Source organism: Citrobacter sp. Cm038, from assembly GCF_030333105.1.
In the GTDB taxonomy this organism is placed as follows: Bacteria; Pseudomonadota; Gammaproteobacteria; order Enterobacterales; family Enterobacteriaceae; genus Citrobacter; species Citrobacter murliniae.
The window spans coordinates 345808-358756 of the sequence record NZ_JAOWGO010000016.1 but is presented as its reverse complement, the minus strand read 5'-3'; the positions used below and the strand labels follow the sequence as shown (position 1 = coordinate 358756).

General features: G+C 51.4%; 12 protein-coding genes. 9 read left to right on the top strand and 3 right to left on the bottom strand.

Annotated elements, in window-relative coordinates; translation table 11 throughout:
- The first annotated feature begins 222 nt into the window (after positions 1-222).
- From aqpZ to hcr, 4 genes are all read left to right on the top strand, one after another.
- Positions 223-918, top strand: coding sequence for an aquaporin Z (gene aqpZ / locus OGY01_RS03965; RefSeq protein WP_045444783.1), 696 nt, complete (start codon positions 223-225; stop codon positions 916-918).
- A 171-nt stretch (positions 919-1089) separates the two neighbouring features.
- Positions 1090-1989, top strand: a complete 900-nt coding sequence (locus OGY01_RS03960; RefSeq protein WP_045444786.1) for a LysO family transporter — start codon at positions 1090-1092, stop codon at positions 1987-1989.
- A gap of 155 nt (positions 1990-2144) precedes the next feature.
- The gene (gene hcp, locus OGY01_RS03955; protein WP_048221081.1) at positions 2145-3797 is read left to right on the top strand and encodes a hydroxylamine reductase; all 1653 of its coding nucleotides are present in this window, start codon (positions 2145-2147) and stop codon (positions 3795-3797) included.
- A gap of 10 nt (positions 3798-3807) precedes the next feature.
- A complete protein-coding gene (gene hcr / locus OGY01_RS03950; RefSeq protein ID WP_286492460.1) occupies positions 3808-4776 on the top strand; it encodes an NADH oxidoreductase in 969 nt (322 codons plus the stop codon).
- Between the two features lie 90 nt (positions 4777-4866).
- Here hcr and OGY01_RS03945 read toward each other — a convergent pair whose 3' ends face one another.
- On the bottom strand, positions 4867-5301 hold the full coding sequence (locus tag OGY01_RS03945) for a DoxX family protein (protein ID WP_286492459.1): 435 nt from the start codon (positions 5299-5301) through the stop codon (positions 4867-4869).
- Between the two features lie 152 nt (positions 5302-5453).
- On the opposite strand from OGY01_RS03945, the gene poxB reads away from it, so the two are divergent.
- The 4 genes from poxB (at position 5454) to OGY01_RS03925 (ending at position 10763) form a co-directional block, all read left to right on the top strand.
- Positions 5454-7172 (top strand): ubiquinone-dependent pyruvate dehydrogenase, encoded by a 1719-nt coding sequence (gene poxB / locus OGY01_RS03940; RefSeq protein WP_286492458.1) that lies wholly within the window; start codon positions 5454-5456, stop codon positions 7170-7172.
- A gap of 36 nt (positions 7173-7208) precedes the next feature.
- The gene (ltaE, locus tag OGY01_RS03935; protein ID WP_045444803.1) at positions 7209-8210 is read left to right on the top strand and encodes a low-specificity L-threonine aldolase; all 1002 of its coding nucleotides are present in this window, start codon (positions 7209-7211) and stop codon (positions 8208-8210) included.
- 10 nt (positions 8211-8220) lie between these two features.
- A complete protein-coding gene (locus tag OGY01_RS03930; RefSeq protein ID WP_048221078.1) occupies positions 8221-9651 on the top strand; it encodes an SDR family oxidoreductase in 1431 nt (476 codons plus the stop codon).
- Between the two features lie 98 nt (positions 9652-9749).
- A complete protein-coding gene (locus OGY01_RS03925; protein ID WP_045444810.1) occupies positions 9750-10763 on the top strand; it encodes a 3-beta-hydroxysteroid dehydrogenase in 1014 nt (337 codons plus the stop codon).
- On the opposite strand, the gene OGY01_RS03920 is transcribed toward OGY01_RS03925, so the two are convergent.
- Both OGY01_RS03920 and OGY01_RS03915 read right to left on the bottom strand, forming a co-directional pair.
- Positions 10760-11590 (bottom strand): N-acetylmuramoyl-L-alanine amidase, encoded by an 831-nt coding sequence (locus tag OGY01_RS03920; RefSeq protein WP_045444813.1) that lies wholly within the window; start codon positions 11588-11590, stop codon positions 10760-10762. The genes OGY01_RS03925 and OGY01_RS03920 overlap by 4 nt on opposite strands.
- Positions 11587-11910 (bottom strand): heavy metal-binding domain-containing protein, encoded by a 324-nt coding sequence (locus tag OGY01_RS03915; protein ID WP_174771345.1) that lies wholly within the window; start codon positions 11908-11910, stop codon positions 11587-11589. Before OGY01_RS03915 ends, OGY01_RS03920 begins: the two co-directional genes overlap by 4 nt.
- Positions 11911-12285: 375 nt before the next feature.
- Here OGY01_RS03915 and OGY01_RS03910 point away from each other — a divergent pair, with 375 nt between their 5' ends.
- Complete coding sequence (locus OGY01_RS03910) at positions 12286-12804, top strand: ClbS/DfsB family four-helix bundle protein (protein ID WP_045444819.1); 519 nt, start codon at positions 12286-12288, stop codon at positions 12802-12804.
- Positions 12805-12949 lie beyond the last annotated feature (145 nt).

Below are 12949 nucleotides of genomic sequence, written 5' to 3'. Positions count from 1 at the left end.
TTTCAGGGCACAACAATCCGCTTAATGTAATTAAACGATACCTTATCTACATCAAATCCAAAAAGGATTGACGTCGCATTGCCTTAAATCAAATTTTTTTATTAATTTAAGTGGCGAAGGGATGATGTTTTTTTCTAAAATATACGCTCTTTAATCATCGCCCCTTTTAGCGATGAATAACCGGGTACGACAACGAACCCGGAACTTTTAATTGAGGTGGTTATGTTCAGGAAATTAGCAGCCGAATTCTTCGGTACATTCTGGCTTGTTTTTGGTGGATGTGGGAGTGCCGTACTGGCCGCAGCATTCCCTGAGTTAGGTATTGGATTTGCCGGTGTTGCGCTGGCCTTCGGTCTCACTGTTTTGACAATGGCATTTGCCGTCGGTCATATTTCAGGTGGACATTTTAACCCAGCAGTGACATTCGGTTTATGGGCTGGTGGTCGCTTTCCGGCAAAAGACGTTATTGGTTATGTTATTGCCCAGGTCGTGGGCGGTATTGTTGCGGCAGCTGTGCTGTATCTTATTGCCAGCGGTAAAGCAGGCTTCGATGCTACAGCCAGTGGGTTTGCGTCAAACGGCTACGGTGAACATTCTCCGGGCGGCTATTCGATGCTTTCCGCTATCGTTATTGAAATCGTTCTGACCGCAGGTTTCTTACTGGTTATCCACGGTGCTACCGATAAACATGCTCCGGCTGGTTTCGCACCCATTGCTATTGGTCTTGCGTTAACGCTGATTCACCTGATCAGCATTCCGGTCACCAACACATCCGTAAACCCGGCACGTAGTACCGCCGTTGCCCTCTTCCAGGGCGGCTGGGCGCTAGAACAACTGTGGCTGTTCTGGGTCATGCCGATTATCGGTGGGGTTCTCGGTGGACTTATTTATCGCACCCTGCTGGAAAAACGCGATTAATCCCACGTAGGCCATAGTGTCAGGTGGCAGTGTCTTACCTGACCTACAGTTCACTGCAATATGTAAGCCGGGTAGGCATCAGCGCCACCCGGCTTTTTTTGTAACTTTACCTGAAAGCTTTTATTGGGTAGTGTCAGTGCGCTGCTTCACATATAAAGGACCCGGTTGTTCATGTTTTCAGGACTGTTAATCATTCTGGTCCCACTTATTGTGGGTTATCTGATTCCGCTTCGGCACAGGGCTGCTTTAAAACTCATTAATCGCCTGCTGAGTTGGATCGTCTACCTTATTCTCTTCTTTATGGGCATCAGCCTGGCGTTTCTGGATAATCTCGCCAGTAATCTGTTATCCATTCTTCATTATTCTGCCGTCAGTATTACGGTCATTCTGCTATGTAATATTGCGGCGCTACTGTGGCTGGAACGTGCACTGCCCTGGCGACACAACCACCAGCAAGAAAAGTTACCTTCGCGAATTGCAATGGCACTTGAGTCGCTACAACTTTGTGGTGTCGTTGTCCTGGGTTTTCTGCTCGGGCTTACCGGGTTTTCAATGCTGCAGCACGCAACCGAAGCCAGCGAATATACGCTGATCTTTTTATTGTTCCTCGTGGGGATTCAATTGCGCAACAGCGGCATGACCTTAAAACAGATTGTGCTGAACCGCAGAGGCATGATTGTTGCCGTCGTCGTGGTTGCCAGTTCGCTGCTGGGTGGAGTCATCAATGCACTAATCCTCGGTCTACCGATGAAAACGTCACTGGCGATGGCATCGGGATTTGGCTGGTATTCCCTTTCCGGTATTTTGTTGACCGAATCGTTCGGGCCGGTTATCGGCAGCGCCGCTTTCTTTAACGATCTGGCGCGCGAACTGATTGCCATTATGTTAATTCCGGGATTAGTTGGCCGCAGTCGATCCACCGCCTTAGGACTCTGCGGTGCGACATCAATGGATTTCACCCTGCCCGTTTTACAACGTAGCGGTGGTCTGGAGATGGTTCCAGCTGCAATCGTTCACGGCTTTATTCTGAGTTTACTGGTGCCTTTGTTGATGGCATTTTTCTCCGCCTGATATACAGACAAATACCTCTCTGGCGGTAGTCAGCTACCGCCAAAATTGCGCTAAATCAATCTCCCTGCAAATTGTATTAGAAATCCCTTTAATCCCTGCGCGCGCAGGCATAACCTTAAACATGTATATTAAATATAACTTTAAAAGGTGTGACCATGTTTTGTGTGCAATGTGAACAAACCATCCGTACTCCGGCAGGGAACGGCTGCTCTTACGCGCAGGGTATGTGCGGTAAGACAGCGGAGACCTCCGATCTGCAGGATCTGCTGATTGCTTCCCTACAAGGTCTGTCTGCATGGGCGGTTAAAGCGCGTGAATACGGCATCATCGACCATGAAGTTGATAATTTTGCTCCGCGCGCGTTCTTCTCTACGCTGACCAACGTAAACTTCGACTCCCCACGTATTGTCGGCTATGCTCGCGAAGCTATCGCCATGCGTGACGCACTGAAAGCACAATGTCTGAATATTGATGCTAACGCGACTGTCGATAACCCGATGGCTGACCTGCAACTGGTCAGCGACGATCTGGGTGACCTGCAACGTCAGGCAGCGGAATTTACCCCGAATAAAGACAAAGCGACCATTGGCGAGAACATTCTCGGCCTGCGTCTGCTTTGCCTGTACGGCCTGAAAGGTGCGGCAGCCTACATGGAACACGCACATGTTCTGGGTCAGTACGACAACGATATCTACGCTCAGTACCACAAAATCATGGCATGGCTGGGTACCTGGCCTTCCGATATGAACGCTCTGCTGGAGTGCTCTATGGAAATAGGCCAGATGAACTTCAAAGTGATGAGCATCCTGGATGCCGGTGAAACTACCAAATACGGTCACCCAACACCGACTCAGGTCAACGTGAAAGCGACCGAAGGGAAATGCATCCTAATCTCTGGTCATGACCTGAAAGATCTGTATAACCTGCTGGAGCAGACCGAAGGCACCGGCGTTAACGTCTACACCCACGGTGAAATGCTGCCAGCGCACGGTTACCCGGAGCTGCGTAAATTCAAACACCTGATCGGTAACTACGGCAGTGGCTGGCAGAACCAGCAGGTGGAATTCGCCCGCTTCCCAGGTCCAATCGTAATGACCTCTAACTGCATCATCGACCCGACCGTTGGCGCATACGACGACCGTATCTGGACTCGTAGCATCGTCGGTTGGCCGGGCGTGAGCCATCTGGAAGGCGACGACTTCGGTCCGGTTATCGCTCAAGCGCAGCAAATGGCGGGCTTCCCGTACAGCGAAATTCCACACCTGATCACCGTCGGTTTCGGTCGTCAGACGTTGCTGGGCGCAGCTGATACCCTGATCGACCTGGTGAGCCGCGAAAAACTGCGTCACATCTTCCTGGTTGGCGGCTGCGACGGCGCCCGTGGTGAACGTAACTACTTCACCGACTTCGCCACCAGCGTACCGGACGACTGCCTGATCCTGACGCTGGCCTGTGGTAAATACCGTTTCAACAAACTGGACTTCGGCGATATTGAAGGTCTGCCACGTCTGGTCGACGCCGGTCAGTGTAACGATGCTTACTCTGCCATCATCCTGGCGGTAACCCTGGCGGAAAAACTGGGCTGTGGCGTCAATGACCTGCCGCTGTCTCTGGTGCTCTCCTGGTTTGAACAGAAAGCGATTGTAATTCTGCTGACCCTGCTGTCCCTGGGTGTGAAAAACATCGTCACTGGCCCAACTGCACCTGGCTTCTTCACGCCGGATCTGCTGGCTGTACTCAACGAGAAATTCGGTCTGCGTTCTGTGACCACTGTTGAAGAAGACATGAAGCAGCTGCTGAGCGCGTAAGGAGTAGAGAATGACAATGCCAACCCATCAGTGCCCGTGGCGGATGCAGGTTCATCACATCCATCAGGAAACGCCGGATGTATGGACAATTTCGTTGCTATGCCACGACTATTACCCATATCGTGCCGGGCAGTATGCACTGGTCAGCGTACGTAACTCAGCGGATACGCTGCGTGCTTACACCCTCTCCTCAACACCGGGCGTTAGCGAATACATCACGCTGACTATTCGGCGGATTGACGACGGTGCAGGTTCTCAGTGGTTAACCCGTGACGTGAAGCGCGGCGACTACATCTGGCTGTCCGATGCCATGGGTGAATTCACCTGTGAAGATAAAGCGGAAGACAAGTTCCTGATGCTGGCTGCTGGCTGTGGTGTTACGCCAATCATGTCAATGCGTCGCTGGTTGGCAAAGTATCGTCCGCAGGCCGATGTACAGGTGATCTTTAACGTCCGTTCGCCGGAAGATGTCATTTTTGCCGACGAATGGCGTGAGTATCCGGTCACGTTAGTCGCCGAAAACAATGCTACCCATGGCTTTGTTTCCGGCCGACTGACAACCGAACTACTGAAGAGCGTACCGGACCTGACCGCACGTACCGTGATGACCTGCGGCCCGGCGCCGTACATGGATCTGGTTGAAAAAGAAGTGAAAGCGCTTGGCGTGACGCGCTTCTTTAAAGAACAGTTCTTCACTCCGGTCGCGGAAGCCGCCACCAGCGGTCTGAAGTTCACCAAGTTACAACCGGCAAAAGAGTTTTATGCACCGGTTGGCACGACCCTTCTGGAAGCGCTGGAAAGCAACAGCGTGCCGATCGTCGCCGCATGCCGTGCGGGCGTATGCGGCTGCTGTAAAACCAAAGTCGTTGATGGTAACTACACGGTCTCCAGCACCATGACGCTGACTGACGCGGAAATTGCTGAAGGTTATGTACTGGCCTGCTCCTGCCATCCACAAGGTAATCTGGTACTTGCATAATCATTAATAGCCGGATGACACTGAGCTTATCCGTCCTACAAGAACAACCGTAGGACGGATAAGCTGTTTATGCTGTCATCCGACTATTTTTTACCGCCAGGCCGAGTTGCCACCCAACGCATATCTCCCCGCACCTAAAAATGCCACTGCCAGCGCACCAATAAAAAAATACACCAGGCTTTCAATCGCCCATGCGCCGGTTTTGTCCAGCGACCAGGTCTCCCCCATCCCGACCATCAGCCATGCTACAACCATCGTAAACGCCAGCCCTAACGCCGCCGGACGCGTCAGAATACCGAGAATAATCAGGCAAGGAGCAACCACCTCCCCCAACAAAACACCGTAAGCGATGAAACCCGGGAATCCCCTAGCGATCAACATGCCGCTGATACCATCAATACCCGCAAAAAGCTTATGCAAGCCGTGAAACAGCATCAGTCCCCCAACGGCAAGGCGTAACAAAAATTTGCCAAAGTCCTCATGAGTCAGCATCCGATTCACTGCATTTAATAGGCTCGTAAACATTTGAATTTATTCCTTGTTTTACCATGTCTGCTCTCAAACTACGCTTTATCTATCTGAAAAGAAAGCTGCCGAAAATCAGGGGGAATGAGAAGCATAACTATTATCTTCATCTAAACTTGTAACCGGTATCACATTAAAGGAGATGGAAAACCATGAAACAAACGGTTGCTGCGTTTATTGCTAAAACCCTTGAACAAGCTGGGGTAAAACGCATTTGGGGCGTAACAGGGGACTCACTGAATGGCCTGAGTGATAGTCTGAATCGCATGGGAACGATTGACTGGATGCCAACCCGGCATGAAGAGGTTGCGGCCTTTGCCGCAGGTGCAGAAGCACAACTGACTGGTGAACTGGCGGTGTGTGCCGGTTCATGTGGGCCGGGAAACCTGCACCTGATTAACGGCCTGTTTGATTGCCACCGTAACCACGTCCCGGTGCTGGCGATTGCCGCGCATATTCCCTCCAGTGAAATCGGCAGTGGTTATTTTCAGGAGACCCACCCGCAAGAGTTGTTCCGTGAATGTAGCCACTATTGCGAGCTGGTTTCCAGCCCTGAACAGATCCCGCAGGTACTGGCAATTGCCATGCGTAAAGCGGTGTTAAACCGCGGCGTTTCCGTGGTCGTTCTACCAGGTGACGTGGCATTAAAACTGGCCCCTGAAAGCGCCAGTACACACTGGTACCACGCGCCGTTACCGGTGGTGACCCCAGCAGAAGAAGAGATTAAAAAGCTGGCGCAACTGCTACGCTATTCCAGCAATATCGCGTTGATGTGCGGCAGTGGTTGCGCTGGTGCGCATAAAGAACTGGTCGAGTTTGCTGCGAAAATCAAAGCACCGATTGTTCATGCCCTGCGCGGGAAAGAGCACATTGAATATGACAATCCGTACGATGTCGGCATGACCGGGCTAATTGGCTTTTCATCAGGTTTTCATACCATGATGAATGCCGACACGCTGATCTTACTCGGCACCCAGTTCCCCTATCGTCCCTTCTACCCAACCGACGCCAAAATTATTCAGATTGATATCAATCCGGCGAGCATTGGCGCGCACAGTAAAGTCGATATGGCGCTGGTGGGTGATATTAAATCCACACTTAGCGCCCTGCTACCGCTGGTGGAAGAAAAAACCGACCGGCAGTTTTTGGATAAAGCACTGGAACACTATCGTGATGCACGCAAAGGCCTGGATGATTTAGCCAAACCCAGCGATAAAGCCATACATCCGCAGTATCTGGCGCAACAGATCAGTCATTTCGCCGCCGACGACGCCATCTTTACCTGCGATGTCGGCACGCCTACCGTATGGGCAGCTCGCTATCTGAAAATGAACGGTAAGCGCCGTCTGCTTGGTTCGTTTAATCACGGATCAATGGCGAATGCTATGCCACAGGCGTTAGGCGCTCAGGCGACAGAACCAGGACGCCAGGTAGTCGCAATGTGCGGCGACGGTGGGTTCAGCATGCTGATGGGAGATTTTCTTTCAGTCGTGCAGATGAAACTGCCAGTGAAGATTATCGTTTTTAACAATAGCGTGCTGGGATTTGTGGCGATGGAGATGAAGGCCGGCGGCTACCTGACTGACGGTACTGAACTGCACGATACCAACTTCGCGCGCATTGCCGAAGCGTGTGGGATCACCGGCATTCGCGTGGAAAAATCATCAGACGTAGATGAGGCACTACAAAGGGCAATGTCGATTGATGGCCCGGTGCTGGTTGACGTGGTTGTAGCGAAAGAAGAACTGGCAATTCCACCACAAATCAAGCTCGAACAGGCTAAAGGTTTTAGCCTGTATATGTTGCGCGCGATCATCAGCGGACGCGGTGATGAAGTGATCGAACTGGCGAAAACCAACTGGCTCAGGTAAAACAGAGGGCATTACCTCACACTACAAGGAATGCCCGTGATCGATTTACGCAGTGATACCGTTACCCGACCGAGCCGTGCCATGCTCGAAGCAATGATGACCGCCCCGGTCGGGGACGACGTGTACGGGGACGACCCTACCGTCAATGCACTTCAACAATATGCCGCTGAGCTTTCAGGCAAAGAAGCGGCGATTTTCTTACCTACCGGCACTCAGGCAAATCTGGTTGCGCTACTCAGTCACTGCCAACGCGGTGAAGAGTACATTGCAGGCCAGGGGGCGCATAACTATTTATACGAAGCCGGTGGTGCCGCAGTGCTGGGCAGTATTCAGCCGCAGCCTATCGACGCAGCACCAGACGGCTCTCTTCCATTGGATAAAGTTGCTGCCAAAATCAAAGCAGACGATATCCATTTTGCCCGCACACGCCTGCTCAGTCTGGAAAATACCCACAACGGTAAAGTGCTGCCGCGCGAGTATTTAAAGGATGCCTGGGACTTCACCCGCGAACGAAATCTTGCGCTACACGTTGACGGCGCACGTATTTTTAACGCTGTCGTTGCCTACGGATGTGAGCTGAAAGAGATCACCCAGTATTGCGACTCGTTCACCATTTGCCTCTCCAAGGGTCTGGGAACGCCGGTCGGCTCACTGTTAGTCGGTAGCCAGGACTACATCAAACGCGCCATTCGCTGGCGTAAAATGACCGGCGGCGGGATGCGTCAGGCTGGTATTCTGGCGGCTGCCGGCCTGTACGCGCTTAAAAATAACGTTGCGCGTTTGCAGGACGATCATGACAACGCGGCCTGGATGGCAGAGCAACTACGAGAAGCTGGCGCTGACGTGATGCGTCACGACACCAATATGCTGTTTGTCCGTGTCGGTGAAGAGCATGCTGCCGCGCTGGGCGAGTATATGAAATCGAAAGACGTTCTGATTAACGCCTCGCCAATTGTACGTCTGGTAATGCATCTGGACGTCTCGCGTGAGCAACTTGCTGAAGTCGCCGCTCACTGGCGCACATTCTTAAACCGCTAAGGAGACAGGCGTGCCGCAACGGATTTTGGTACTTGGCGCCAGTGGTTACATTGGTCAGCATCTGGTTCAGGCGCTCAGCCAGCAAGGGCATCAGGTGCTGGCTGCGGCACGTCGCATTGAGCGACTGGAAAAACAGCAGCTGGCTAACGTCAGTTGCCATAAAGTCGATTTAAACTGGCCGGATAACCTGACGTCTCTTCTGGCTGGGGTCGATACTGTCTATTATCTGGTTCATGGCATGGGCGAAGGTGGCGATTTTATCGCTCATGAACGTCAGGTCGCGCTGAATGTCCGTGATGCGTTGCGTAACACCCCGGTCAAACAACTTATTTTCCTGAGTTCATTACAGGCTCCCAAACATGAACAGTCCGATCACTTGCGCGCACGCCAGATAACGGCGGACACACTGCGAGAATCCGGTGTGCCGGTAACTGAGCTACGGGCCGGCATAATCGTGGGGGCTGGCTCAGCAGCCTTTGAGGTGATGCGCGACATGGTCTACAACCTGCCGGTGCTGACTCCCCCCCGCTGGGTACGCTCACGCACCACACCAATTGCACTGGAAAACCTGCTGCATTACCTGGTGGCATTGCTGGATCACCCAACAAGCGAACATCGTGTGCTCGAAGCCGCAGGGCCACAGGTATTAAGTTACCAGGAGCAATTCGAGCATTTTATGGCCGTCAGCGGCAAGCATCGCCTGCTTATTCCCATCCCCTTTCCTACCCGTTGGATCTCGGTCTGGTTTTTAAATGTGATTACCTCAGTTCCGCCGAACACCGCAAAAGCGCTGATACAAGGGCTGAAACACGATCTTCTGGCTGATGACGCCGCGCTACGGTCGCTTATTCCGCAACAATTGATTGCGTTTGACGATGCGGTACGCAGTACGCTCAAAGAAGAAGAGAAGCTGGTCAACTCCAGCGACTGGGGTTACGACGCCCAGGCATTCGCACGCTGGCGCCCTGAATACGGCTATTTTGCCAAACAGGCCGGTTTTAGCGTCGAAACGTCTGCCAGCCGGAAAGCGCTGTGGCAGGTAGTAAACCGGCTCGGCGGTAAGGAAGGTTATTTCTTTGGCAATATATTGTGGAAAACGCGTGCAGCACTGGACCTGCTGGTAGGCCATAAGCTGGCGAAAGGTCGACCCGAACACCCGATTTTACAGGTCGGCGATACCGTTGATAGCTGGAAAGTCATTATTGTAGAGCCGGAAAAACAGCTCACCCTGCTGTTTGGAATGAAAGCTCCAGGACTTGGCCGCCTGAGCTTTACGCTGGAAGATAAAGGCGATCACCGCCGTATAGACGTTCGCGCCTGGTGGCATCCACATGGTATGCCAGGCCTCTTCTATTGGTTGCTGATGATCCCGGCTCACCTGTTCATTTTCAGGGGGATGGCGAAGCGTATCGCCAAACTTGCAGAACAAATCACAGACTAAAGACAAAAAGAGGCTGTATTCTTTCACGTTTCCCATTGCATACAGTCGTATTTCACGGAAGAATGCGCGTGAAGTTCTATTAAACACAGCGGATTGATATGAAGGTACTGGTTACCGGAGCCACCAGCGGCTTAGGCCGAAACGCGGTTGAGTTTTTACGCAACAAAGGCATCAGCGTCAGAGCCACCGGTCGCAACGAAGCGATGGGTAAGCTGCTGGAGAAAATGGGCGCAGAATTTGTGCATGCAGATTTGACCGAACTGGTCTCTTCGCAGGCAAAAGTGATGCTCGCAGGCATCGACACGCTGTGGCACTGCTCCAGTTTTACCTCGCCGTGGGGAACACAAGAAGCGTTCGATCTGGCCAACGTCCGTGCGACCCGTCGTCTGGGCGAATGGGCCGTCGCCTGGGGCGTGCGTAACTTTATTCATATCTCCTCCCCGTCGCTCTATTTTGATTATCACCACCATCGCGATATTAAAGAGGACTTCCGTCCACACCGTTTCGCCAACGAATTCGCCCGTAGTAAAGCGGCTGGTGAAGACGTTATTGCGCTGTTGGCCCAGGCCAACCCGCAGACCCGCTTTACAGTGCTTCGTCCGCAAAGCCTGTTCGGCCCTCACGATAAAGTTTTTATCCCCCGCCTGGCACACATGATGCATCACTACGGCAGCATCCTTTTGCCACACGGTGGCAGTGCGCTGGTGGATATGACCTATTATGAAAATGCGGTTCACGCAATGTGGCTGGTAAGTCAGGAAACCTGCGATAACCTGCCGTCGGGTCGTGCGTATAACATTACCAATGGTGAGCATCGTACCCTGCGCAGTATCGTGCAAAAACTTATCGACGAGCTCAATATTGATTGCCGTATTCGCTCAGTGCCCTATCCGATGCTGGACATGATTGCCCGCAGCATGGAGCGTCTTGGTAACAAATCGGCTAAAGAACCTAAACTCACTCACTACGGCGTTTCAAAGCTGAATTTTGACTTTACGCTGGATACCACTCGCGCCCAGGAAGAGTTAGGCTATCAGCCCGTTGTGACGCTGGATGAAGGAATTGAGCGTACCGCGGCCTGGCTGCGCGACCACGGTAAGCTACCGCGTTAATCCTGCCCGTATTTCTCCAGTAGCGCTTCGGCAATCGCCTGAGTTTCTGCATCCGCCACGCCGTTCCACAACGCCGGGCGGAAGTGCATCTGAAACGCCATAATCAACCGCTGCTGCTCGCGTGACGTCATTTCCGGTTTTACCTCATAGCCATAACGCGACAGCAGATCGAGTAACGATGCCGTTTCAACTAACTCATGAGGTGCGCGTCCGCCGAGATAAAACATCACGCGCTGCGCATCCGGCCATGCGCCAATCCCCTGTGCCGCCAGTTCACGCCACGGAAACAGGGGACCAGGATCGTCTTTGCGCTGCGGCGCAACATCCGCATGTGCCACCACGTTTTGTGGTTTGATGTCGTAGCGAGCAATGATTTCCTTCGCCAGAGGGATCAATGCCTGAATCTGCGCGGGCTCAAACGGGGCAAAATACTTTATGCCTGCCGATTTCTGCCAGCCACGGTTTTCCAGTTCAATACCAATCGACGTATCGTTAATACGTGTGGCGCCACGCCAGAAACTAATCCCCGCATGCCATGCCAGATCTTTCTCCGGAACCAGTTGCCAGATACGCGGCTTTCCGTGGTACAGCGGCGGTATCGCCGGGATCAGATAGTGCGAACTGACGTTTTTATCCGTCAGCGTCGCCAGAGAAGAGTCAAAATCGTCTGCCGTATAGTGGATAACCAGCACTTTTATCCGCGGATACGCCGCCTGAGCCTGACGGCGGGTATCCAGTTGATACCCGTCTTTATCAACAATACCTTTCTCACCGGCACACCCTGCCAATAGCAGGGTAAACATCAGCAGACATAACAAACGTTTCATCGGAGAGTTTTCACCGCAGTACCGCTGACGCTCACCATCAACATGCTGCCGTCTTTACCTACAGTTTCGTAGTCAATATCGATACCGACGACCGCGTCCGCACCCAGCGCTTTCGCCTGTTCCCCCAGCTCCTGAAAGGCAATTTCACGCGCTTTTCGCAACTCTTTTTCATACGCGCCGGAGCGGCCCCCGACAATATCACGAATGCCCGCAAAGAAATCACGGAAGATATTTGCGCCCAGAATAGCTTCACCAGTTACCACACCGCAGTATTCCACGATGCTCTGCCCTTCAAGCGTAGGGGTAGTCGAAAACTGCATGGTTAATCTCCTTAATGCGCTAAGCGTGCGATCTCAAAAGTATTCTCAAACCTATACACTATCATTGAAAATGATGTGATTGTATATTTTTCAAAACGACAAAAAGCACGTCCAGAAGTCGATTACCTTTCAGCAAATTATATAAATTTCAAATTAATATATTTGATTTTTTTGAGCTCGATGCTGCCTCAATAAAAAATTTTCCTCCCAATAGTTTCCCTGTTTTTTGTATTGATATCTTATGAAGAAAAAGCAAATGAGCTTATCTACCCAAGGGCCTTTCCCTGCTGTTGTAAGTGATACATAATTGACTGTTTTTCAAACACTACACCGTAGTCTTTATGGTAACTCTTCTGAAGCGAGAGGGAATTCTTTATGAGTGTGCCGCAAACCAAATCTGAACTACTTTTCGCTATTGATAAAAATTTCAGTAAATTAATGAGTTACCTTAGCGCAATCCCTCCCGAGTTAACTGCAGATAGCTCGATGGAGGGACATGCCAAAGGGACAGAAATGAGCGTTCATGACCTGGTTTCATACCTGCTCGGATGGAACGCCCTGGTTGTAAAGTGGATCACTTCTGACGCGAAAGGGATGCCCGTCGACTTTCCTGAGACGGGCTATAAATGGAATCAGCTTGGTCTTTTAGCGCAGAAATTCTACTCAGATTACAGTGAGTTGAGCTATAGCTCATTAGTAACCGAGCTTCAGGCCGTAAAAAATGAAATTGTGAAGCTTATTGATGAGCGCTCTAATGACATTTTGTATGGAAAACCATGGTACACAAAATGGACAATGGGAAGGATGATCTCCTTTAATACATCTTCACCTTATGCCAATGCTAATGGAAGATTAAGAAAATGGGCCAAAAATAAGAATATCAGCTTAAAGTAAACATCTGCGCAAAATAGCATGGATGAAAAATTATCCTGCCCCCCTATTTACAAATACCCAACTGGATGCAATATCAGTAACGTACACTTGCCCGGGTACCAAAGGCTGACATAATTTATATGTCGATTTAATTGATATGTAATGT

Excerpts from the sequence above, each read along its gene's own strand:
- aqpZ (WP_045444783.1), top strand. The coding sequence starts at position 223 with ATGTTCAGGAAATTAGCAGCCGAATTCTTCGGTACATTCTGGCTTGTT.
- OGY01_RS03960 (WP_045444786.1), top strand. The coding sequence starts at position 1,090 with ATGTTTTCAGGACTGTTAATCATTCTGGTCCCACTTATTGTGGGTTAT.
- hcp (WP_048221081.1), top strand. The coding sequence starts at position 2,145 with ATGTTTTGTGTGCAATGTGAACAAACCATCCGTACTCCGGCAGGGAAC.
- hcr (WP_286492460.1), top strand. The coding sequence starts at position 3,808 with ATGACAATGCCAACCCATCAGTGCCCGTGGCGGATGCAGGTTCATCAC.
- OGY01_RS03945 (WP_286492459.1), bottom strand. The coding sequence starts at position 5,301 with ATGTTTACGAGCCTATTAAATGCAGTGAATCGGATGCTGACTCATGAG.
- poxB (WP_286492458.1), top strand. The coding sequence starts at position 5,454 with ATGAAACAAACGGTTGCTGCGTTTATTGCTAAAACCCTTGAACAAGCT.
- OGY01_RS03925 (WP_045444810.1), top strand. The coding sequence starts at position 9,750 with ATGAAGGTACTGGTTACCGGAGCCACCAGCGGCTTAGGCCGAAACGCG.
- OGY01_RS03920 (WP_045444813.1), bottom strand. The coding sequence starts at position 11,590 with ATGAAACGTTTGTTATGTCTGCTGATGTTTACCCTGCTATTGGCAGGG.
- OGY01_RS03915 (WP_174771345.1), bottom strand. The coding sequence starts at position 11,910 with ATGCAGTTTTCGACTACCCCTACGCTTGAAGGGCAGAGCATCGTGGAA.
- OGY01_RS03910 (WP_045444819.1), top strand. The coding sequence starts at position 12,286 with ATGAGTGTGCCGCAAACCAAATCTGAACTACTTTTCGCTATTGATAAA.